The organism is Flavisphingomonas formosensis (genome assembly GCF_009755815.1).
Lineage (GTDB): Bacteria > Pseudomonadota > Alphaproteobacteria > Sphingomonadales > Sphingomonadaceae > Flavisphingomonas > Flavisphingomonas formosensis.
This window is the reverse complement of sequence record NZ_WRPK01000007.1, coordinates 40,863-61,247: the sequence shown is the minus strand read 5'-3', so window position 1 is coordinate 61,247 and position 20,385 is coordinate 40,863. Positions and strand designations below refer to the sequence as shown.

At 63.3% G+C, this 20,385-nt stretch carries 23 protein-coding genes; 13 read left to right on the top strand and 10 right to left on the bottom strand.

The window, feature by feature from the left end:
* Window positions 1-4: 4 nt before the first annotated feature.
* The 3 genes from GQY20_RS18975 to GQY20_RS18965 form a co-directional block, all read right to left on the bottom strand.
* Window positions 5-1,957 carry a calcium-binding protein gene (locus GQY20_RS18975; protein ID WP_157218723.1) on the bottom strand — a complete coding sequence of 651 codons (1,953 nt, stop codon included), beginning with the start codon at window positions 1,955-1,957 and terminating at the stop codon, window positions 5-7.
* Between the two features lie 788 nt (window positions 1,958-2,745).
* On the bottom strand, window positions 2,746-3,795 hold the full coding sequence (locus GQY20_RS18970) for a phage portal protein (RefSeq protein WP_157218722.1): 1,050 nt from the start codon (window positions 3,793-3,795) through the stop codon (window positions 2,746-2,748).
* 1 nt (window position 3,796) lies between these two features.
* Window positions 3,797-5,593: a terminase large subunit domain-containing protein gene (locus tag GQY20_RS18965; protein WP_157218721.1), complete on the bottom strand. Its 1,797-nt coding sequence runs from the start codon at window positions 5,591-5,593 to the stop codon at window positions 3,797-3,799.
* A gap of 163 nt (window positions 5,594-5,756) precedes the next feature.
* On the opposite strand from GQY20_RS18965, the gene GQY20_RS18960 reads away from it, so the two are divergent.
* The 11 genes from GQY20_RS18960 to GQY20_RS18910 all read left to right on the top strand — a co-directional run bounded on the left by GQY20_RS18960 (window position 5,757) and on the right by GQY20_RS18910 (window position 11,886).
* Entirely contained in the window at window positions 5,757-6,629 is an 873-nt protein-coding gene (locus GQY20_RS18960) for a GPO family capsid scaffolding protein (protein WP_157218720.1), read from the top strand.
* A 40-nt stretch (window positions 6,630-6,669) separates the two neighbouring features.
* On the top strand, window positions 6,670-7,692 hold the full coding sequence (locus GQY20_RS18955) for a phage major capsid protein, P2 family (protein ID WP_157218719.1): 1,023 nt from the start codon (window positions 6,670-6,672) through the stop codon (window positions 7,690-7,692).
* A complete protein-coding gene (gene gpM, locus GQY20_RS18950; protein ID WP_157218718.1) occupies window positions 7,692-8,462 on the top strand; it encodes a phage terminase small subunit in 771 nt (256 codons plus the stop codon). The genes GQY20_RS18955 and gpM overlap by 1 nt, the downstream gene beginning before the upstream one ends.
* A gap of 131 nt (window positions 8,463-8,593) precedes the next feature.
* The gene (locus GQY20_RS18945) at window positions 8,594-9,061 is read left to right on the top strand and encodes a head completion/stabilization protein (RefSeq protein WP_198351062.1); all 468 of its coding nucleotides are present in this window, start codon (window positions 8,594-8,596) and stop codon (window positions 9,059-9,061) included.
* Window positions 9,061-9,270: a tail protein X gene (locus GQY20_RS18940; protein WP_157218717.1), complete on the top strand. Its 210-nt coding sequence runs from the start codon at window positions 9,061-9,063 to the stop codon at window positions 9,268-9,270. Before GQY20_RS18945 ends, GQY20_RS18940 begins: the two co-directional genes overlap by 1 nt.
* 2 nt (window positions 9,271-9,272) lie before the next feature.
* Window positions 9,273-9,611 carry a hypothetical protein gene (locus tag GQY20_RS18935; RefSeq protein WP_157218716.1) on the top strand — a complete coding sequence of 113 codons (339 nt, stop codon included), beginning with the start codon at window positions 9,273-9,275 and terminating at the stop codon, window positions 9,609-9,611.
* Window positions 9,608-10,204 carry a lysozyme gene (locus tag GQY20_RS18930; protein ID WP_232476152.1) on the top strand — a complete coding sequence of 199 codons (597 nt, stop codon included), beginning with the start codon at window positions 9,608-9,610 and terminating at the stop codon, window positions 10,202-10,204. The genes GQY20_RS18935 and GQY20_RS18930 overlap by 4 nt, the downstream gene beginning before the upstream one ends.
* Window positions 10,201-10,656: a hypothetical protein gene (locus GQY20_RS18925; RefSeq protein ID WP_157218715.1), complete on the top strand. Its 456-nt coding sequence runs from the start codon at window positions 10,201-10,203 to the stop codon at window positions 10,654-10,656. The genes GQY20_RS18930 and GQY20_RS18925 overlap by 4 nt, the downstream gene beginning before the upstream one ends.
* Window positions 10,610-10,891, top strand: a complete 282-nt coding sequence (locus tag GQY20_RS18920) for a hypothetical protein (protein ID WP_232476151.1) — start codon at window positions 10,610-10,612, stop codon at window positions 10,889-10,891. Before GQY20_RS18925 ends, GQY20_RS18920 begins: the two co-directional genes overlap by 47 nt.
* Window positions 10,875-11,258 carry a phage tail protein gene (locus GQY20_RS18915; protein ID WP_198351061.1) on the top strand — a complete coding sequence of 128 codons (384 nt, stop codon included), beginning with the start codon at window positions 10,875-10,877 and terminating at the stop codon, window positions 11,256-11,258. The genes GQY20_RS18920 and GQY20_RS18915 overlap by 17 nt, the downstream gene beginning before the upstream one ends.
* Before the next feature lie 112 nt (window positions 11,259-11,370).
* The gene (locus GQY20_RS18910) at window positions 11,371-11,886 is read left to right on the top strand and encodes a phage virion morphogenesis protein (RefSeq protein ID WP_157218714.1); all 516 of its coding nucleotides are present in this window, start codon (window positions 11,371-11,373) and stop codon (window positions 11,884-11,886) included.
* A 579-nt stretch (window positions 11,887-12,465) separates the two neighbouring features.
* On the opposite strand, the gene GQY20_RS18905 is transcribed toward GQY20_RS18910, so the two are convergent.
* Window positions 12,466-12,819: a hypothetical protein gene (locus GQY20_RS18905; RefSeq protein ID WP_157218713.1), complete on the bottom strand. Its 354-nt coding sequence runs from the start codon at window positions 12,817-12,819 to the stop codon at window positions 12,466-12,468.
* Window positions 12,820-12,917: 98 nt separating this feature from the next.
* The gene (locus GQY20_RS18900) at window positions 12,918-13,262 is read right to left on the bottom strand and encodes a hypothetical protein (RefSeq protein WP_157218712.1); all 345 of its coding nucleotides are present in this window, start codon (window positions 13,260-13,262) and stop codon (window positions 12,918-12,920) included.
* 225 nt (window positions 13,263-13,487) lie between these two features.
* Here GQY20_RS18900 and GQY20_RS18895 point away from each other — a divergent pair, with 225 nt between their 5' ends.
* The gene (locus tag GQY20_RS18895) at window positions 13,488-14,108 is read left to right on the top strand and encodes a baseplate J/gp47 family protein (RefSeq protein ID WP_157218711.1); all 621 of its coding nucleotides are present in this window, start codon (window positions 13,488-13,490) and stop codon (window positions 14,106-14,108) included.
* Window positions 14,109-14,230: 122 nt separating this feature from the next.
* Here GQY20_RS18895 and GQY20_RS18890 read toward each other — a convergent pair whose 3' ends face one another.
* Window positions 14,231-14,617, bottom strand: a complete 387-nt coding sequence (locus tag GQY20_RS18890; protein ID WP_157218710.1) for a VOC family protein — start codon at window positions 14,615-14,617, stop codon at window positions 14,231-14,233.
* Between the two features lie 158 nt (window positions 14,618-14,775).
* Here GQY20_RS18890 and GQY20_RS18885 point away from each other — a divergent pair, with 158 nt between their 5' ends.
* The gene (locus GQY20_RS18885) at window positions 14,776-15,228 is read left to right on the top strand and encodes a GNAT family N-acetyltransferase (protein ID WP_157218709.1); all 453 of its coding nucleotides are present in this window, start codon (window positions 14,776-14,778) and stop codon (window positions 15,226-15,228) included.
* 473 nt (window positions 15,229-15,701) lie between these two features.
* Here GQY20_RS18885 and GQY20_RS18875 read toward each other — a convergent pair whose 3' ends face one another.
* From GQY20_RS18875 to GQY20_RS33065, 4 genes are all read right to left on the bottom strand, one after another.
* Entirely contained in the window at window positions 15,702-16,073 is a 372-nt protein-coding gene (locus tag GQY20_RS18875) for a response regulator (RefSeq protein ID WP_157218707.1), read from the bottom strand.
* Entirely contained in the window at window positions 16,066-18,357 is a 2,292-nt protein-coding gene (locus GQY20_RS18870; protein WP_157218706.1) for a PAS domain S-box protein, read from the bottom strand. The genes GQY20_RS18875 and GQY20_RS18870 overlap by 8 nt, the downstream gene beginning before the upstream one ends.
* A 1,052-nt stretch (window positions 18,358-19,409) precedes the next feature.
* Window positions 19,410-19,907: a helix-turn-helix domain-containing protein gene (locus GQY20_RS18865; RefSeq protein WP_157218705.1), complete on the bottom strand. Its 498-nt coding sequence runs from the start codon at window positions 19,905-19,907 to the stop codon at window positions 19,410-19,412.
* Complete coding sequence (locus GQY20_RS33065; protein ID WP_408641128.1) at window positions 19,904-20,239, bottom strand: DUF4258 domain-containing protein; 336 nt, start codon at window positions 20,237-20,239, stop codon at window positions 19,904-19,906. Before GQY20_RS33065 ends, GQY20_RS18865 begins: the two co-directional genes overlap by 4 nt.
* Window positions 20,240-20,385: the final 146 nt, after the last annotated feature.

Genomic DNA, 20,385 nt, shown 5'->3' with positions numbered 1-20,385 from the left:
ACCCTCAGAGCAGCCAGGTGGACGTCGATGTCGTCACATTACCAGTAAACAGGATCGCCATGTCGGCGGCTGCGTCGCCATTGGTGTCGAACAGCGCCGTTGTCGTGTTCGTCCCCGCATCATAGGTGAGCGTGAACTCGCCCGCCGTGTGGGTAAAGGCCGATGCCAGCACGAAGGCCTGGTCGCCGGCGACCTTCGTGTTGGCGTCGATCGCTGACACGTCGAGGATATCGCCCTTGGCGAAATCGGTGATGCGGTCCGTGGCGGCCAGCGTGCTGTCGCCGACCGCAAGGTAGACGAAAGTGTCGTTCTGCGTGCCGCCGGTCAGCGTGTCGGCGCCCGCTCCGCCGGTGAGCGTGTCGAGGCCGACGCCGCCCGTCAGTATGTCATCGCCCGCCGCGCCTTTGAGGACGTCGTTGCCATAGCCGCCGTCCACCGTGTCGTTGGACGAGCCGGCATCGATCGTGTCGTTGCCATTGCCACCATAGAGGATGTTCACCTGCGCCGAGCCGGTGATGACATCGTCATAGGCCGAACCGGTCACATTCTCGATCGACAGCAAAGTGTCGATGCCCGCGCCATGCGTGTCCTGCGCCGTCGTCACCGCAAGGCTGATCGTCACGCCGGACGCGGCACCCACGTAGCTCGCTGTATCGCTGCCCGCGCCGCCGTTCAGCGTATCGTCGCCCAGGCCGCCGATCAGCGTGTCGTTGCCGGCATTGCCGACAAGGACGTTGTTGCCATTGTCGCCGGTTAGCTGGTCGTCATAGGCGCCGCCGGTGAGGTTCTCGATGCCCGACAGCGTGTCGGTGCCCGCCGAAATGGTCGATTGCGCCGTGGCGATCGCCAGGCTCACCCGCACCGCCCCAGCCGCATTGGCATAGCTCGCCGTGTCGATGCCGTCGCCGCCTGCCAGTGTGTCATTGCCGAGCCCGCCGTTCAGCACGTCGTCTCCCGCGCCGCCGGTCAGGATATTGGCGAAGTCGTTGCCGGTCAGCGTGTCGGCAAAGGCCGATCCGACCACATTCTCGATCGAGACGAGCGTATCCGTGCCCATGCCGGTCGTCTGCGCACCGGTTATGGCGAGGTTCACGCGCACCGCGACGTCGGCCGCAGCATAGGTGGCCGTGTCGGATCCTGCCCCGCCATCCAATGTGTCGTTGCCGGGGCCGCCGTCCAGCACATCGTCTCCGCCGCCGCCGCTGAGCCGATTGCCGAGCGCGTTGCCGATCAGATGGTCGGCATAGGCGGAGCCGGTCAGATTCTCGATCTTGACCAGCATATCGAATCCGGCGCCGAGGGTGTTCTGCCAGTCGGTGAGTCCGAGATCGACGGTTACGCCTGCCGTGGCATCGACATAGCTTGCCGTGTCGGAGCCATAGCCTCCGTCGAGATAATCGTCACCGTCGCCGCCATCCAATATGTCGTTGCCGTCACCACCATAGAGCTGGTCGTACCCGGCTTTGCCGTTCAACGTCTGGTTGCCGGCATCGGCAGACAGAATATTGTCCAGTCCGTTGCCCGTGCCGGTCAGCCCCGCGCCGCTAAGCGTAAGGAACTCGACATTGTCAGGCAGGACGAAAGACACGGTGGCATAGACGATATCGCCGTAATAATCCTCGCCGTTGCCCCCCTCGACCACCACGTCACCGGGCGAATCGACGAAGAAGCTATTGTCGCCGCTGCCGCCATACATCACGTCGCTGCCCGCGCCGCCGTCGATCAGGGTGAAGCTATATTCGGAAAAGCCGGAGCCGAAGCTGCCGTAGATGATGTCGTTGCCGGCACCCCCGTAGAGCGAGTCCGCGCCGACATAGCTATAGGGCGCGAAGCCACCGTAGATGACGTCGTTGCCGCCAAGCCCATAGACGTCGTCGCCCATGACCTCGCCGAATTCGTTATATTCGTCCGGGCTGAAGAGAGTATCGGCTCCCGCCGTTCCCGTGATCACAGCCATATTGTCCTCCTGATCCTGTCAGTCGCCGATGGATGCGGAAGGACTCGGTGCGCCGTACCGGCGCCGTGTTCCTCGTCTTCCCACGATTCTTGCCGCTATGCGGGCATTATCTTTTGTGGCGACCACATGCCCAGAAACCCCTGCAATAAACCTACCCGGTTCGAAGCGCCCTTCCAATGTAAGAATTATCCAGATTCGACCATCATAGGCTCTCACTATGGCGACCTGCGTCGCGAGTTTCGCTACAAATGAACAGTGACATCATCATCTCGATCGGCGTGAGATCGACCAGCTTGCCCCCTTCCTCGTCCCTGTGCATCGTTGGTCGAGAACGATAATTTACCGACAGTCGATCCGACGCGTCGAATTTCAAGGGGGTTTCGATAGAGCGGCTTGCAGTAGGTGGGCCGTTACGAGCCGGAAAGGCCCTTTATATTCCACTGAGTCGCGCATCATTTGTGATGCATGCCATTAATTATGGCAGCAAACTTCTCGTGCGGAAGTCATGAATGCCGTCCATACGGTGAAATATATTATTTCAAAAACGAACTTGAGCCCTATCGCCAACACCGCGCGGGCGTTCGCGATCAGGAGCAGATTGACGAAGCGATAGAGCGGCTGGCTGACGCGGCACCTATTTTGAAAGCAGCAACCGGAAGCGCACTCCACATACTCCGATCGGTTTGATTATCTAGCTGCCGTCGGCGACCTCAATACCCGCATTCTGGAATTAAGCCCTGAGTGCTCTAATGCGCCGCTCGGTCTTCGAACCGACGGAATGCGCTGGATCAGGAGCCCGCCAGCGCCACGGCCGTGGAGGGCTGATATGGCGAGAAAGCCACGGCCGCGGCGCCCAGCTGGTCGTTGATCTCCAGCAGCCGCGCCTGCAGCGGCTCGATCTCATTGGCGAAGAATATGTCGTTCGCCTTGCCGACGTCGCCGAACCCGCCATTGTTCATCGGTACGACGCCGAGCAGCTGCGGCGGCACGCGGTGCGCGGCCAGCATGTCGTCGCGCGAGGTGTTCTTGATGCCGGTGAACTCGTCCTTCGCGGCGACCTCGGCGATCGGGATCACCTTCACGCCATTTTCCTTGCCGCCCGGGATGTGGAGGAACAGGTTCTTGAAATTTCCCGGCCCCTTGGCGTCCTTCATCGCCTTGCGGATCGCGTCGGTCTCGGTCTGCCCGAAGTCGGTGCCGTTGAGGTAGAGGATAAAGCCGGCATGGCTGCCATTGGCATAATAGCGCCGGCGGAACAGCGTCGCCGCCTCGTTGAGCAGCCCGGCCTGGATCGCGCTCAGATATTCGGGCAGGCCGTAAATCTCCTGGCTCGGATGCTCCTGCTGCAGGTGGATGACGCTGTCCCTTGGAAACTCATAGCTCTGCTTCCACCCGGGCACGAAGAAGAAGCGCCCCTCCTCGACGCCGCAGCGCGTGAACCGCGCCAGCGAATGCTCGAGCCGCATCGGCCGCCCCGCCAGATTGTCGATCCGCTGCAGGAACAGGTTGCCCAGGACGAGATAGTCGAGCGCTGCGCGCCGGAAGGTCGCGCGATCGAGATAGCGCGACGGGATGAAATGCTTGGTGAGCAGGTTCACCTTCAGCCGGATCGCGCTGGCATGATGCGGCGCCATCTCGAAAGACCGCGTCAGCCCGTCGAAGCTCACCGGCGGCTCATACCAGTCGCCCGCCCGGAAACATTCGACATAGCTGAGCAGCTCGCGCCGATCGAGCACGCCCTCGGCATCGCCGAAGCTGAACGCGATCGCCGTCTCGGCCTCGCCGGCCGCCGGCCCCTCGCTGCGGGCGACCAGCTCGCCCTCGATCACGTCGCCCATGTCAGGAGATCTCCACGATGTTGCTGGCGGTCAGCAGCTCGCCGTCCAGCGGTTCGAAATAGAGGGCGTGCATCACCGCCCAGGCGAGGTCGGCATGGCCGGTATCGCCGGCGCGCGAGGCGACATAGGTGACCTCGCGCTGGCTTGGGGTGAGCTGCGCGTTGATCGCCATGAAGCTCTGCGCCAGATCGATCCAGCCGGCGTCGAACTCGAGCCGGCCCTTGCTGATCACGTTCTTCGCCTTCAGCACCATCGCGGTCTTGAGCGCGACGGAATAATCATAGCGCCTGGCGGCCGGAAACCGCTTGACCACCAGCTGCCACACCGCGGCGCCGATGCCGGTCGTGTCGATGCCGATATCGGTGACCCGATAGCGGCCGCACAGATCCAGGATCTTCGCCGCCTGCTCCTCGAAATCGAATCCGCGCCAGCGGAACTTGGCGAGGATGCGGTGCTTGCCGCCGGCGACCTTGGGCTTCGCCACCACCACGCAGGCGCCGTCGTCGCCGGCGGCGCTCTCCTGCGGATCGTAACCGATGGCGACATCGCCATCATAGGGATCGAGCGCATAGGGATCGAAATCGTCCGCCCAGGCATCCCAGCTGTCGACCATGCAGCGGCGCATGAGGTCGAACGGGAACATGCTCTTGCTGTCGTCGATGAACAGGCAGCGGAACAGCTGGTCCATCTCGTCCGGCGAATAGTCGAGCGCGAGCTGGTCGAGATCGAACAGGTCGCACCCGCCGGCCTCGGCATCGTCGATCGTGACGATCTGCCGCCAGATGCCGTCGGCGCCCTTCGCGCCGCCCTGCAGCGCGCCATGGCTTACATCGAACTTCGCCTGGTCGGCCTTGGTCCGCCGGCGGTTGAACCGCTCGCCGCTCCACAGCGCATAGGCTTCGTGCGCCATGGTCGACGGGGTCGAGAACAGCGTCTTGCGATAGCGTTTCTGGCTCGCCATCGCGCTGGCGACCTTCCAGATCTGCTCGAAGCCGTAGATCCAGAAGGCCTCGTCGATATAGACGTCGCCATGATAGCCCTGGGCGGTGCGATAGTTGGTGCCGAGGAAATAGAGCTTGGGCGGCTCGCCGCCCGGCCCCTCCACCCCCTCCAGCTCGAGGATGATCGGATCGCCTTCCAGCTTCACGCCGGTCACGCCCTGGACGAAGGCGACGATATATTCCCGGAAGATGTTTGCCTGGTTGCGCGAGGCCGAGATGAAGATCTGGTTGTTGCCGGTCTCGATCGCGCGGACCAGCGCTTCGCGCGCGAAGTAGAAGGTCGCGCCGATCTGGCGGCTCTTGAGGATGAACCGGGTGGAGAGCGCCGATGAGGCGCGCCAGTCGATCTGATACTGGAACAGCCCGTCGCTGAACGCGGCGAGCAGCTTTTCCTGCGCCTCCTGGTCGAGATAGTTGCGCTTCGCCTTCTTCTTCGGACCGGCGTTGCGCGCCTCGATATTGGGATTGAGGTCGGCCTCGTTGCCGCTCTGGCGATATTTCTGGCAGCGATGGAAGCGCTCGATCTGGCGGCCGAGCAGGTCGATTTCCTTGAAGTCGTGCCCGCTCTTCCTGTCCTTGGCGACGAGCGCGGCGTAGCGGACCTCGGTCACATCCTCCATGCGGCGCACGCTCGGCGCCTCGTCCCATTTGTCGCGTTGCTTCCAGCTTTCGACGGTCGGCCGCTTCAGCTGCAGCTCCTCGGCGATCTCCGTCACCCCCCAGCCGCGCCAATAGAGCGAGCGCGCCTCGCGGCGCACATCCAGGAACAGCTGCTTGTCGTCGGGTGATCTCAACATCGCCGGCGGACGCTAACCGCGCCGGCCCCCGAAGCTCCCGCCGCCGCTGTTGTGGCGCCCGCGTCAACAACAGCGCCACGTTGCGAACAAGGGCGCCTCCGGTCCCTGTTGCACCGTCTCCGCGCGATGCCGCGCACCGAACGAACCGGAGCTGCCGAGGACCATGGCCAAGACGTCCAAATTCTTCCGCGTCGCCATCGAGGGCGACACCTGCGACGGCCGCGTGATCGCCCGCAAGGATCTCGAGGACATGGCCGCGACCTATAATCGCGACACCTATGGCGCGCGGGTCAATATGGAGCATATCCGCGGCTACACGCCCGAAGGCCCGTTCAAGGCCTATGGCGACGTGCTGGCGCTCAAGACCGACGATGTGCAGATCGAGCTCGGCGGCAAGACCGTCACCAGGCGCGCGCTGTTCGCGCAGATTGATCCGACCGACGAGCTGGTCGCGATCACCGGCGCCCGCCAGAAGATCTTCACCTCGATCGAGATCAACCCCGATTTCGCGAGCAGCGGCAAAGCCTATCTGCAGGGCCTCGCGGTCACAGATTCGCCCGCCTCGCTCGGCACCGAGATCCTGCAGTTCGCCGCGGCCCAGGGCGACAACAACCCGTTCAACTCGCGCAAGCTCCACCCCGGCAATGTCTTCTCCGCCGCGATCGAGACGAAGATCGAATGGGAGGAGCCCGCGGCGCCGGCGGATCCCACCACGGGCATCTTCAGCAAGCTCGACGCGCTGCTCACCAAGTTCACGGGCGGCACGAAGCCGGAGGAACCGAAGCCGCCGGTGACGCCGCCGGCGCCGGGCAACGACAATGATCCGATGGCCGCCTTCTCGGCCGCCATTGCCGAGGGCTTCACCGAGCTGCGCGGCGCCGTCCAGCAGATCGGCACCAGGTTCGCCACCGACATCGCCACGCTGCGTGCCGACCAGGACGCGCTGAAGGCATCGATCGAGACCACCGAGAAGCCGGGCCAGCAGCCGCGCCCGCGCGGGACCGGCGCGGGCCATTTCGCCCTGGCCGACTGCTGATCGCGCAGCCCGCCGCCCCTAACGCACCGGAGTATCCTTCATGCTGCACGAAACCCGCGAAGCCTGGGAAGCCTATACCCGCCAGATGGCGCAGGTGAACGGCGTCCGCGACGTCTCCAAGAAGTTCACCGTCGATCCTTCCGTCCAGCAGACGCTGGAAACCAAGATCCAGGAATCGAGCGGCTTCCTCTCCGCGATCAACATCTTCGGCGTGCCCGAGCTGCAGGGCGAGAAGATCGGCCTCGAGGTCAACTCGACGATCGCCGGCCGCACCGACACCAGCGGTGCGGGGCGCCGGCAGACCCAGGATCCGACCGGGCTCGATTCGACCGGCTATCAGCTGAAACAAACCAACTTCGATACCCATCTCGGCTATGGCAAGCTCGACGTCTGGGCGAAGTTCGCCGACTTCCAGACCCGCATCCAGGCAGCGATCATGCTGCGCTGCGCGCTCGATCGCATCATGATCGGCTGGAACGGCACCTCGGCCGCCGCCACCACCAATCGCGTCGCCAATCCCCTGCTACAGGACGTCAACATCGGCTGGCTGCAGCATATGCGCACCGACAATGCCGAGCGGGTGATGGACGAGGGCGCCAGCGCCGGCGTCATCACCGTCGGGCCCGGCGGCGATTACAAGAATATCGACGCGCTGGTCTATGACGCCATCTATTCGCTGCTGCCGAGCTGGCAGCGCGAGCGCCAGGACCTGGTCGCGATCTGCGGCTCGGATCTGCTCCACGACAAATATTTTCGCCTGGTCAACAAGGAGCAGGCGCCCACCGAGCAGCTCGCCACCGACATCATCATGTCGAGCAAGCGGCTTGGCAACCGCCAGGCCGCGTCGGTGCCTTATTTCGTGCCCAACGCGATCCTGGTCACGCCGCTCAAGAACCTCTCCATCTATTATCAGGACGGCAAGCGCCGGCGCACCATCCGCGAGGCGCCCGACGCCGACCGCGTCGAGGATTTCCAGTCGTCCAACGAGGGCTATGTGATCGAGGATTATGAGGCGGCCTGCCTCATCGAGAATATCCAGCTCATCACCCCGGACGACGACTGATGGCGCTCTCGCCGGCCCAGCGCTTCCACGCGCGCAAGCTCGCGCAGAAGGCGGCGGCCTCGGCCGCCGCCGCACCCGCCGGCGCGCGCGAGCTGCGCGGCGCGCCGGCGAGCGAATATGAGCTGCTCCGCGCGCGGCTCGGGGTCGACCTGCGCCGGCTCAAGACCATCCAGGCGACCGATCGCAAGATCGAGGCGAAGCGCGAGATGATCGCGGCCTATCTGCCCTGGGTCGAGGGCGTGATCGATGCCGGCAAGCTCATGCCGCGCGGCAAGGCCGAGCCCGACGACATCGTCATCCACATGATGATCTGGGCGCTGGACCTGCAGGACTATGCCGTCGCCTTTCCGATCGTCGAGCATGTGCTCGCCCATGACCTTCCCCTGCCCGAGCGCTTCAGCCGCACCGCGCCTGCCCTGATCGTCGAAGAGATCGCGGATGCCGCGCTCAAGCGCCTCGGGCAGGGTGAAGACGCCGACATCGAGCCGCTGCTGCTGGTCGAGGATCTGACCGCGGATCACGACATGCATGACGAGATCCGCGCCAAGCTGCTGAAGGCGATCGGCCTGCAGATCGTGCGCGATACCGAGAAGCTCGAGCCCGGCGCAGATGGTCCCGCCGGCGGCCGCCGCGCCGGGGTCGAGACGGCGCTGCGCTACCTGCGCCTCGCTTATGGCCACAGCCACACCGCCGGCGTGAAGAAGGATATCGACCGCCTCGAGCGCGAAGCGAGGAAGCTCGCGGCCGAGGCAGCCACTCCGCCGGCCTGAGCCGGCGCACCAGCTCGCCCCGCGGCGCTCGGGGGGCGGAACGAACGGGACGGCCGGTCTCATCCCGGCTCCGTCCCCGATCGCTCCTCACCCCCCCGCTTGCCGCGGGGCGAACCATCGGGAAGATCCGCGTGACCGGCTTCGTCTCCTCACCGCCGCCCAGCAGCTCCGCGACGATCCTCGGGGCCGACGGATGGTGGCCCGACATCGATCTCGCGCACCTGCGCGACACGATGCGGCTCGGCACCGTCGTTACCGATGATCGGCTCACCGAGGCGGCGATCGGCGCGATGATCTCGGTGCGCCGCGATCTCCGGACATGGAAGCTGGCGCGCGTCCTCGATGGCGCCGCCACCCTCGCCGACGTCCCGGCCGAGCCGCTCGCCGGGGTGAGCGAGCTGGTGCTGCTCTGGCGCCGCGCGGTCTACAATCATGCCTGCGCCGATCTGTGCGAGACCTATCGCGATCTCTCCGCCACCAGCGACGGCAGCGACCGCGCCGAAGCCAGGGCGCTCGGCGCCGACGACTATCGCCGCAACGCCCTGTTCGCGGTGCGCGACATGCTCGCGGTCGGCCGCGTCGCGGTCGAGCTGATCTGATGGCGGTCTATGCCGCCAACCAGGACGAGAGCCTGGACGCGCTGGTCTGGCGTACCACCGGCGGCGGCCCGGCTGCGCTCGAGGCGGTGCTGGCCGCCAATCCCGGCCTCGCCGCGATCGCCGCCGCGCTTCCCGAAGGAACGCCGGTCACCATCCCCGACACCGCGCCCGCCCAGGACGAGCGGGCGCTGGTCAACCTTTGGGACTGACGATGGACCGCGACCATATTCTCTCCGCCCTCGTCGCCGGCGCGGTGGCCGTGGCGCCGGCGGCGTTCGGCGCCACGGTGAGCCAGCTCTTGAAGCGCGGGCTCACCTGGCGCGAGCGCGCGGCGCAGCTGTTCATCGGCATCTGCACGAGCTGGTTCGTGACCAAGGGGGTCGCCGCCTGGTTCTCGCTGGATCCGTTCGTCGCCCAGGCGATCGGGTTCACCTGCGCCTTTCTCGCCGCCGATGCCCTTCCGGCATTCCGCGACCGTGCCGTAGCGGTGATCGCATCGATCCCGGATCTGCTGCGCGATCGCTTCGCCTCTCGAAAGGACCGCCCATGAGTACCGAGCTGTTCAACGTCATCCGCGGGATCAAGGGCAGCGGCCTGACCCAGGCCGAGGTCGACCGCGTCAACCGCGCGCTCGCCGGCGGCATCGCCGCGGCCGCCGGTGCGATGAAGACCAGCGCGAAGGGCATCGCGCTGATCAAGAGCTTCGAATCGCTCGCGCTGAAAGCCTATCCGGATCCGGGCAGCAAGGACGGCAAGCCGGTCTCGATCGGCTGGGGATCGACCAGCGACGAGCAGGGCAAGCCGATCGCGATCGGCACAGTCTGGACCGAGGCCCGCGCCGATGCGCGCTTCCTAGCCGATCTCGCGAAAGTCGAGATCGGGGTGAACATGCTGCTTGGCGGCGCGCCCACCACCCAGGGCCAGTATGATGCGCTGGTCTCGTTCGCTTATAATTGCGGGCTCGATATCGACGACGACACGATCGCCGAGGGGCTGGGCGATTCGACGCTGCTCAAGAAGCATCTCGCGAGCGACTATGCCGGCGCGAAGGCGCAGTTCGCCTTGTGGAACAAGAATGACGACAAGGTGCTCGCCGGCCTGGTGCGGAGGCGCGCGGCCGAGGCCGCGCTCTACGCATCGTGATCGAGATCGGAAGCGCGCTCGGCGCGAGGCTCTGGAGCTGGATCGCGCCGCACTGGATGACGATCCTCGCGGCGATCGGCGCCGCGGGCCTGATCACATGGCTGGCGCTCGGCCGCGCCGAGCTGCAGGCGTTCGCCGATCGGAGCTGCGCAACCGCCGGCGCACCCTACGCCGCTGGCCCTGATGCCTGCGAGACGCGGATCCTCGCGCTCGCGACATATGAGCGTGACACCCAGGCCGCCACGGCCAGGGCGCTCGCCGCTGCGGCGGCCGAGCGTGAGAGCAAGGCGGCGGCCGATGCCAGGGCCGCCCAGGCCAATGACGCGGCGGCGCGCAGCGCGGCCGACACCATGGAGAAGGAAGATGCGAAGATCGGTCCGGACGGCCGTGTCGATGGCGACTGGCTTGCTGCTCTCAACCGTGCTGGCGGGCTGCGCGCACCGGCCCGCTGAGCCGCCGCACACGGTCGCGGTCGCGATCCGCGACACGCCGCCGGCGGAGCTGACCCGCTGCCCGGTCGCGCCCGAGGGATTTCCGACCGATGCCTCCGCCACGATCAGCGAGCCGGTGCGCGCCGCCGCGATCCGGCTCGCCACCGCCTATCGCGCGCTCGCCGACCAGCTCGCCCGCCTGATCGCCTGGACGGCGCCCGCAACGCCCTGCAGCCCGCATGATCAAGCCCGATAGCCTGCGCGCCGCGCTGGCCGCCGTGTTCCCGGATCTCGTGCGCGATCCGGAGCGCTGCAAGCTGTTCATCGACAAGGGCCGCATCGCCGCGCGCTTCCCGCCACCCGGGCAGCCGCCGGTCTGGGAATATCGCTATCGGCTCAACCTGCGGGTCTTCGATTATACCGATCATCCCGACCGGCTGATCCTGCCCATCCTGGCCTGGTTGACGGTCCACCAGCCCGAGCTGCTGCTCAACCATGCCAGCGGCGACCAGGCGCTGCCGTTCGAGGCCGACATCATCGACGACCACACGATCGACATCTCGATCGACCTCGAGCTCACCGAGGCGGTACGCGCGCAGCCGCGCGGGGGATGGCGGCTATGACATGGTCCACCTTGCTGAACCTTCCCCGCTCGATCCGCTGCTCACCGGCGCCGTTCCCGATGTGTCGTTGCGGGAGATCTGGATCGGCGGCGAGAAGCTGCTGCCCTGATCGATGGAAGCGGACGATCTCCAGCCGCTCGAGCAGGCGATCGGCGCGCTCATCGAGCAGCTCGCGCCGGTAAAGCGCCGCGCGATCGCCCGCAAGATCGGCCAGGGCCTGCGCCGCCGCACCGTCGAACGCATCGCCGGCCAGGTCAATCCGGACGGATCCCCGTTCGAGCCGCGCAAGCTGCGCGAGGCAGCCCCTCGCGATCGCGCGCCGCTGCGCGGCAAGGCCGGACGGATCAAGCGGCGCGAGAAGGCGCGGGCGATGTTCGTCAAGCTATGGCGTGCTTCGTGGCTGAAGGTCGAGGCTACGGTCGAGCAGGTCGGGATCGGGTTCGTGGGCACGGCAGCGCGGATCGCGGCGGTTCACCAGCTCGGATTACACGACAGGGTGTCGAAGGAACCGGGCGCGCCAGAGGTGACTTATCCGGTGCGGCAGCTGCTTGGGCTGACCGAGGAGGATCGTGCGTGGATCCTCGAGGAAGTGTTCAATCTGGTCGACGCTGCACCACGCGTAGCCTGACGCAACGTCTTAAAATGGTGGATTTGCGACAGGCAGGCTCCGGAGAAGAGTGGTATGAAGCTGCCGTCCGCATCGGAGGGGGGCTGCGTGGTATGCGAATTTTCATAGTCGGTCTGGCGGCTTTGGCGTTGGGTGGGCTCGGAGGCGCAGTCCTTCCTACAATGATCGCAGGAGCGGGAGCTCAAGGGGCCGACATTCAGTGCTTTCAGGTTTCGGGACGCCCAATTTGTAAGGGCCAAGCGGTTACAGAACTTCCGTGGGACTGGGATAAGAAGCTTGGAGGCATTGTGTCCGTGTCGTGCGATTTCGAACGATTGGGCAAATCAAAGGATAGCGGTAACTTACGTGACGTCCCGAGCATCGCCGCTGGCTGCAAAACAGGACGATACGCTGTCTCTCTCAATGATGGTGCCGTGTTGACAAACTTCTGGATTGACAGCGGTCACATCGCCCAAATTGACCGCTATGATGCCAATCCAATCGATCTTTGAAGGTCCCGGCGCTTCCAGCCGTCTTCATTGGCGATTCGGTGGCTAGTGCCGAACGGTAAGGAATGGTGGAAAGCAGACGGTCCGCTCGTCAAGAAAAATTTGGAAGCAGGCCCGAAAAGCAGGCAAGGGCGGCAATCAGGTGCACAAATATCAAAACGGCTGGCCGAGTTGTCCGCATTGCCACGGCCCAGCCGATCAGTGCTCCGTATAGAGGAAACTGCAACAGCCCCACCGCTATAGAAACTGGCCCGATCGAACCCTCCAACAGCGTGAGGAGCATGGAGAATGGAAACAGCGCGCGTGCCGCGATATAAGAGCCATGGCCAGCGCCACCTGACATGATTGCTGCAAAGATCGCCGGACCCATCATGAGGGTGCCAATTCCGGCCCCGCACAATATGCCGAGCCAAGCATTCATCGCGGCCGAATTGGACTTATCCATTGGCGAAAATTACCTTGCCGCCTTTGTATCCGTAACTGGAGCGGAGGAGGCCGCCCCCATATTCCTCGCCGAACGCAGCTTAACTTACGGAGTCGCCTTTACTGGACCATGTTAGGTGATAGCTCCGCAATCTGTTGGTGCACTTGCGGGAGTTCGCTCTCCGTATATTGCCTGCATGGGTAACTGAGATCCGGATTCGTCAAAGCTGCCGTCAAAAGTGTTTCTATATGGATGAGGAGCGCCAACTCACCCTCATGACGCCAAATCAACTCTCTGCGTATTGCTTCATCGAAAACTTCGTCCGGGGTTTTCTCCCGCTCTCCCCAGAACAGCAAGTCGCTCACGTTCGCATGTGGAACCAGCTCGTCCAATTGGTTGATCAATGCATCGAGTTCCTGTTCAGGATCCTCGCGAGAAAGCGCCTCGTTATAGGATACCCACATCGCCTGGAGAGCCCTCTTAAGTTCTCCTTCAGACTGCACTTACCACCCTATCAGGAGTCACCCTGCTCTCGAGAATACGCATTGCGCAAATGTCCGCCAGTGGCGATTCCTGACGGTCTGTTTGCATCGGCATAGCCAGCCCGCCGCACCGGCGCTGTTGTTGGACCGCGCCCTACAACAGCGCCCCTTTGCGGCCTCGCCGCGTGCATGGCGACACAGTCGCCCATGGCCGATGACCTCAAGTCGATCAGCCCCACCACCGTAGACCTGTCGCGCCTGCCGGCGCCGACCGTTGTCGTGCAGATGGGCTATGAGGATATCCGCGCCCAGCTGGTGGCGAAGATGGTGGCGCTCACCACCGCCGCGGGCCTCGCCCCCTTCGATGCGACCGTCGAGTCCGATCCCGTCGTCAAGCTGATCGAGGATTTCGCCTATCGCGAGCTGCTGCTGCGCGCCGATTTCAACGACCGCGCGCGGCAGCTGCTGCTCGCCTATGCGCAGAAGAGCAACCTCGATCATCTCGGCGCTCTGTTCAACGTCGAGCGCCTGGTCGTCACGCCGGCGTCCGATAGCGCTGTGACCGTCTACGAGGACGATGACAGCTTCCGCCAGCGGATCCTGCTGTCGGTCGAGGCGCTGTCCGTCGCCGGGCCCGAGGCCGCCTATGTCTATCACGCCAAGAGCGCACGCATCGATATCGCCGATGCGAGCGCGACCAGCCCGAGCCGGGGCGCTTTCATCGACACGCTGGTCGCCTCCTTCCAGGCCGCCGGCGGCACCGAAGAACAGGTCGCCGCAGTGCGCGCCACCATCGATGCCATTGCCTGGCCGGCGACGTCACCGTGACCGACAGTCCGCTTCCCACCAACTATCGCCGTTCCGGCTGATGCCGACCTTCTCATTATCGCGCGCGCGACGGGTTCCGGGACGCCGTTGGCATTCTCGTTTATCGATCCCTTACGAGACGGTCATTCAGGCAGATGGCAGCAAACACAGAGCTTATTCCCATCGGGATCGCGAAAATAGGCACCGTAGTAATTAGGATGGTAGTGCGGGCGAACGTCGGGCTGCCCCGCGTCAGTTCCACCTAACTGAAGCGCCAAAGCGTAGCATTGATCGACCGTGGCGCGTTTGTCCGCCATCAGAGCGATCATCTGACCATTGCCGACAGTAGCTTCCTCACCATCGAACGGCCGGGTCACAATGAATAACGGCCGGTCGCCAAGGGATGGTTGCCACCCGGCCCAATGGGCGTCGGCAAATCTCGGCTTTAGACCAAGCGCCTTTAAAATCGGACCGTAAAAGCGACGAGCTTGCTCAACATCTTTGACGCCAACAGTTACATGCGACAGCATCTTTCTCGTACCTGAAAATATGAATGGGGCGTTTTATGACGGTCAGGCGTGTGCCCGCAATGAATCTTGAACGAACCGCTACTGCCATCCCGTTTCCCGATCGTTTATGGGAAGCCGTTGCCCTTTCGATCCTGCGCGCAACCCGTCATAGTTAGCGCATGAGCGAGATAATCCGATTAGCCACCCTCGATGATGCTGCGGCTGTTACTGCTCTCACCAGATTGGCCTATTCCAAATGGATTCCGCTCATCGGTCGCGAGCCGCTACCGATGAGGGCGGATCATGCCGCGCATATCCGGGATCATCGCGCCGACCTCCTGTTTGTCGGAGAAGAGCTGGCAGCCCTTGTCGAAACCATCGAACGCGACGATGACGTGCTGATAGAGAATGTGGCCGTCGATCCGAGCTTTCAAAAACGCGGCTACGGTCGAAAGATGGTCACTTATGCCGAGCAACTGGCGCGTGCGGCCGGACTGACCACGGTTCGTCTCTACACGAACCAGAGGTTTGAAGAGAACTTACATCTCTACGCCTCGCTCGGATATGAGATCGAGCGGGAGGAAGCCCTTAATGGGGGCGTTCTGATCCACATGGTTAAGGCGGTCGTGTAGCTTTCCCAATTGACCATCCTTTTCGCGACGGCAGCTATCGGCGTCTGCCTGTCGGGATCCGCCAGAACGATTCTTCACCAGTTTAAGCGTTCGGAGCCGGCCACGGGGTCGCTGATCGAAACGATGGGTCGCCCCAGTAGCGGACAGGGAATCCACGGGTCAATTTCTCCCCTGCCAAGCAAACGCCGAGGTTGCGGGCCTGTTGGCCGGCAACCATCCGCAACATGCCCTTGCGGTCCCCGGTGAGCGGATGGAAACCGAAGTTCGGCGGCGTGCCGAGTCCATCGCGCCCGGCCGCCGCGACGATGAAAGCGATCATGTCGATCAGGCGCGGCCTCGATCAAGCCCTTGGCGCCGCCCTTCTCGACGAGTTTGCGAAGCGCCTTGTGCTTGATGCTTTCGATTTCCAAGTGTCGACCGGCAATTGACACGGCGTAGAGCTGCCGGCGGGTCACGTATGTAATCCCACTCAACTAGAGGCTTAGCACATGATCGACCATGTTGATCAATCGCCTCGTGCCCACGGGTTTCTCGCAAAGTGCCACGCCACTGAAGCGGCTGGGGAGGGCAGACTTGTCGTAGCCGGTCGTCAACACCACGGGGACACCGCGTTCGATCAACAGGTCCGCGGCTGGGAAAACCATCTCGCCGCCAAGATTGACATCGAGGATCGCAGCATCGATCCGCTGCTCACGCTGGATCAACGCCATCGCGTCGACAAGGTCGCCGACGGGCCCAACAACAATGGCGCCAACGTCCTCGAGCTCGATCGCAAGCTCGACGGCAAGCATATACTCATCTTCCACGACGAGCACGCGGCAGCCCCGTAGCGCAGGATCAGCCATGCTCTTCCTCCTCCACGTTTCGGGTTGCAGATACCGGAAGCGATATGGTGCAATGGGCACCGTCCTGGCCCAGTTCGAACGTGGTTCGCGCCTTGAGCTGATACGGCAGGGCGCGCTCGATCAACTCGCGGCCCTGGCCTCCGCCTCTCGGCGTTGAACCGGCGCTCGGCATCGTGACACCGCTCTCGCGCCAGTCGATATGGAGCCATGGGCTATCGGCCGCGCCGTTCCGCTGCTCCAGCCGCCACTCTATCCGCAATCTGCCATTCGGCTGCCCGAGCGCGCCATATTTCACTGCGTTGGTCGCCAGTTCATGGAGGGCCATCGCGAGCGTCTGCACCGTCGACGAGCGAAGCCGAACGCCTTCCGGACCATCGAGACTCACCCGGTCGGCAGCTCCATCCAATGCCGCCAGTTCGGTCTTGATCAACTCGCCGAAGGTCACTCGATCATGCTCGTTCAGGCGTGACAGGAGGCCTTGAACGCGGGCCAGCGCGTCCAGGCGGTCGCGAAAGCGATCATGGAAATCGGGCAGATCGGCACTGGCGCGCGCCGTCTTGTCGGACATTGAGCGCACTACGCCCATCATGTTGCGTGTGCGGTGCTGGAGTTCGGCGACCAGCACCCGCTGGCGCTCCTGCAGCTCGCGAATGTCATGAATGTCGGTCGACGTCCCAAGCCATTCGGCAATGGTGCCGCGATCGTCGAGCACGGGCGCCGCACGGGTCTGAAACCATCGATATTCGCGGGTCGCGGCGTGGCAGATGCGGGCCTCTATCTCAAAGCTGCGACGCTCCGATGCTACCTCCCAGGCGTGGCGCGCAGCATCACGATCATCGGGATGGAACGCTTCGAGCCATCCCCACCCCACGCTGTACTCAGCTGCGAGCCCGGTATGTTCGCTCCATTGGGGGCTGGACCAGGTCCAATCGCCTTTTCCGACCGCTCGCCATACGAGCTGAGGGATACCCTCCATCAACACCTGGAGGCGCAGCTCGGCCTCTCGCAGCTCCGTCAGATCATGCCCGACGCCAGCGATGAGAACGACCTTGCCGCTCGCGTCGGTTATCGGGAAATCGGTGTCGCGCAGCCAGCGGATCGTACCGTCGATTGGCCGCCTTATCCGGTAATCGAATGTGACCTGCTCACCTTCGCGGACGCGGTAGGTCGCCCGCCCCGCATGTTCGCGATCTTCGGGCAGGATGAGATCGAGCCAGGTACGGAAATTGTCGCCGGTCAAAGCCTCGTCGCGGCCCATCCCGTACACCGCCTCGAAAGCGGGCGTCAGATACCGCCACTGGAGCGTTTCGGCATCCCGCATCCACAGAATGTCACGGGAGGCCTCACCGAACTGGCGGAGTCGCTCCTCGCTTTCACGCAGCACCGCTTCCGTGCGCACCCGTTCGGTGACGTCCTGGCCGATCTTCAGATAACCACGAAGGCTTCCCGCCTTATCCTTGAGAGCGATCGTCTGCCCATCGAGAAAGACCCGCGTCCCATCTTTCCGCTGGTGCCAGCGAACATTGGGGAAGGTTCCTCGCTCGCGCGCGCCGGAAAGCTCCCGATCGGGCACGCCTGTCGCGCGATCCTCCGGCGTGAAGATCATGTCGGTCGTCACACCCATCGCCTCGGACGACGACCAGCCAAGGATATCTTCCGATCCGCCGAGCCAGTCGGTGATCCGATCGTCCGCATTGCTGACCACCAGGACATAGGCCCTGGCATTATCCACGATGAGGCGCAGCCGTTCGTCGGTTTCCTTCAGGGCCGCGGCCGTCTTCCAGCGATCGATCACCGGGCCGAGCACCATCGAATAGGTCTTGAGAAACTCGATATCCTCCTGATCGAACTTCTGGGGGCTACGGGCGTCCACCTGCAGCACGCCGAAGGGCACGCGGCCCGGCAGAAGGATCGGCACGTTCACCATCGCGACGACGCCATGATCGACCAGGAAGCGCGGAAACTCGAAGCGTTCCTCGTGCCGGATATCGTTCGTGATCACAGGCTCGGTTTTTTCGATCGCATATGCTTCCGACGATCGCTCCGAGAGGCTGATACGCTCCTGCCCGACGATCCCTGGGCTCCATCCCACGCCAGCGCGAATGAAACCCATCCCCGTATGCCGCTCGATCTCGACCACCTTAGCCAGATCGACGTCCAGTGCCCTGGCGATCAGCCGGCAAGCCTCGTTGAGGATCTCATCGAGATCATCGCCGTCGAGCACGAAATCGCCGAATTCGGAGAGGACGCGCTGGCGCCTCGCAAATTCTTCTTGGCCAGCCATCTTGGCTAAACGTCCTGGCAGCTATTTCGCCCCGAACGATGCGATTCTTTTCCGATTGATCCAGAGCAGTCGCGCTAGATTAATGAGCGGCTGCGACCGTTCGGCCATAGCGATTCCGCTCGATGTGGCGGATCCGCGTCGCCGGTCGCGGCGCGCAGGCGCCAGTCGAGGCGAATGGGCCTCCCGGCGCACAATCGCGGCTCGGCCGACACTGCCCCGGAAGGCCCGGTGCGTCGATGCCGCACAAATGGATCCTCTCACGCCCGCAGCGCAGCGTGTCGCCATCGACGACGCGGCAGTCTGTTATGATGTTTTGCGGGGGGCGTCGCGAATAGCGCCCGCGTCGTGATCGCCACATGGGTGGACGACTACAACCCAGAGCGCCCGCGCGCGGCCTTGGATACGAGACCCAGCGTCCTTCACCGCCAAACTACTCAAGCAATGCCACCGGGCTCTAATCGCTGCTGTTCGAACCAGAGGGTCACCGTCAATGCCTCACGGATAACGGCGCTAGCGGGCGGCCTCGACCAAAGCCTCCATATTTTCCCTATAAACAGGATGTTATGGGACTGTTTGGCGGAGAGGGAGCCCATCACAAGGAGGCTCAGGAATGGCGGATTTCTGGGATTTCGACAAATAGGATGATCGCGCTTACCCCGACATGTACCCCTATGCCATTTTGAGGCATTTTCCGGGCTGGTGCATCATACCTCGGCCGGCCGGCTCCCGCCACCGAATCCGGAAACCGCAATGCTGTTCCGATTCGTCCTGCGATTGTGTATGCGTTGATATGCGGAGGCGATCCCGCAACGCGGCCTCGCCAGGGATGGCGAGCTGCTCAAGCTCGTGACAAAGCGGGTCTCCGGCGCTCTGCGCGATCAGCGGGGAGAAGGGGCGCGCCGTGCCTGACGTGGGGCTGGGGACGTACCAGCTATGGGCCGTAGCGCGGCAGGTGGGCATGTCGGTTGTCCGTGGTCACAAACTGAAAGCGCCGCCTTGTGGAAGGGCGGCGCTGAGTTGGATAGGATAGGATAGGATAGGATAGGGCGTAGTTAGGCAGCGTCTTTCCATTCATCTTCTGCAAAGCAGAAATCCAAACGCTGCGGAGGACGCTCGTCCATTTCCTCAATGTTTTGAAGTAGGCTAAGAAATTCCTCCCGCTCTTCGGGGTCCATGGTCTTAAGCAGGAATATGGCTCTAAGGAGCCGATCGGCTGGCCCCGGGATAACAGATTGCCCCTTCTCCCATCTCGCAACTTGCTGACTGCTCTGACCAATGCAGCGGCCAAGTTCCGACTGTGTCATATCCATTGTCTTCCTTAGGAACTTTATTTCTGCAGGTGCCAGTTCCTTGCGGTTGAATACAATGTGCGCGCCTATGCAGCGGTGCAATCCTTTGGTATCTACGACTGAAACGTACTGTTCTCCGTCATATTCAACGGCGTCATATCCATTATGGAGGAAGATACCCTGCAATCCGCTCTCTTTGTATTCATACGGAACAGAGCGGACATCCTCTCCGTTGCGGATAAAATGGCGTGCGGTGCTCATTTCAAATCTTCCCATTCTACGGTCTTTATGAAAATTTTCTTCCCTTCGACGACTATTGTTACAACCCCAATCTCTCGGCTACCCTTTACTCGCGCTACAACCTTGCACTTCCATTCCCCGGGCTTGAGTCCAGTCGAAATCGGACCCTTAATGGATCCGATTTCAAGGACACGGAGAACGTCCGGACGCGTTATAGTACGCTCGTCCATTCGATCACGTGTGTGCGCTCCCAGATAGACGTACCTATCTGCGATCGCGATCGCGTGAATGATGGTTTCCAGATCGGCTGCGCGGGGCCTAAAGGGCACCACCTTCTTGCGGTCATCACTCATGCACCTATCAATATGGTAGTTCGATGTTCGGAGTCAACTAGCTCGCCATCTAGGATTGCCGCAACCGCTAAGCCGCCACTGGCAGTATCCGGCGAACCTCCGTGACATAGGCGCCGACGTCGAGCGTCGCCGTGTCGATTGCCGGG

Bases quoted from the DNA above. Each gene is read 5' to 3' on its own strand.
- GQY20_RS18975 (WP_157218723.1), bottom strand. From the start codon at position 1,957: ATGGCTGTGATCACGGGAACGGCGGGAGCCGATACTCTCTTCAGCCCG.
- GQY20_RS18970 (WP_157218722.1), bottom strand. From the start codon at position 3,795: ATGGGCGACGTGATCGAGGGCGAGCTGGTCGCCCGCAGCGAGGGGCCG.
- GQY20_RS18965 (WP_157218721.1), bottom strand. From the start codon at position 5,593: ATGTTGAGATCACCCGACGACAAGCAGCTGTTCCTGGATGTGCGCCGC.
- GQY20_RS18960 (WP_157218720.1), top strand. From the start codon at position 5,757: ATGGCCAAGACGTCCAAATTCTTCCGCGTCGCCATCGAGGGCGACACC.
- GQY20_RS18955 (WP_157218719.1), top strand. From the start codon at position 6,670: ATGCTGCACGAAACCCGCGAAGCCTGGGAAGCCTATACCCGCCAGATG.
- gpM (WP_157218718.1), top strand. From the start codon at position 7,692: ATGGCGCTCTCGCCGGCCCAGCGCTTCCACGCGCGCAAGCTCGCGCAG.
- GQY20_RS18940 (WP_157218717.1), top strand. From the start codon at position 9,061: ATGGCGGTCTATGCCGCCAACCAGGACGAGAGCCTGGACGCGCTGGTC.
- GQY20_RS18935 (WP_157218716.1), top strand. From the start codon at position 9,273: ATGGACCGCGACCATATTCTCTCCGCCCTCGTCGCCGGCGCGGTGGCC.
- GQY20_RS18930 (WP_232476152.1), top strand. From the start codon at position 9,608: ATGAGTACCGAGCTGTTCAACGTCATCCGCGGGATCAAGGGCAGCGGC.
- GQY20_RS18915 (WP_198351061.1), top strand. From the start codon at position 10,875: ATGATCAAGCCCGATAGCCTGCGCGCCGCGCTGGCCGCCGTGTTCCCG.
- GQY20_RS18910 (WP_157218714.1), top strand. From the start codon at position 11,371: ATGGAAGCGGACGATCTCCAGCCGCTCGAGCAGGCGATCGGCGCGCTC.
- GQY20_RS18905 (WP_157218713.1), bottom strand. From the start codon at position 12,819: ATGGATAAGTCCAATTCGGCCGCGATGAATGCTTGGCTCGGCATATTG.
- GQY20_RS18900 (WP_157218712.1), bottom strand. From the start codon at position 13,262: ATGTGGGTATCCTATAACGAGGCGCTTTCTCGCGAGGATCCTGAACAG.
- GQY20_RS18895 (WP_157218711.1), top strand. From the start codon at position 13,488: ATGGCCGATGACCTCAAGTCGATCAGCCCCACCACCGTAGACCTGTCG.
- GQY20_RS18890 (WP_157218710.1), bottom strand. From the start codon at position 14,617: ATGCTGTCGCATGTAACTGTTGGCGTCAAAGATGTTGAGCAAGCTCGT.
- GQY20_RS18885 (WP_157218709.1), top strand. From the start codon at position 14,776: ATGAGCGAGATAATCCGATTAGCCACCCTCGATGATGCTGCGGCTGTT.
- GQY20_RS18875 (WP_157218707.1), bottom strand. From the start codon at position 16,073: ATGGCTGATCCTGCGCTACGGGGCTGCCGCGTGCTCGTCGTGGAAGAT.
- GQY20_RS18870 (WP_157218706.1), bottom strand. From the start codon at position 18,357: ATGGCTGGCCAAGAAGAATTTGCGAGGCGCCAGCGCGTCCTCTCCGAA.
- GQY20_RS18865 (WP_157218705.1), bottom strand. From the start codon at position 19,907: ATGAGCACCGCACGCCATTTTATCCGCAACGGAGAGGATGTCCGCTCT.
- GQY20_RS33065 (WP_408641128.1), bottom strand. From the start codon at position 20,239: ATGAGTGATGACCGCAAGAAGGTGGTGCCCTTTAGGCCCCGCGCAGCC.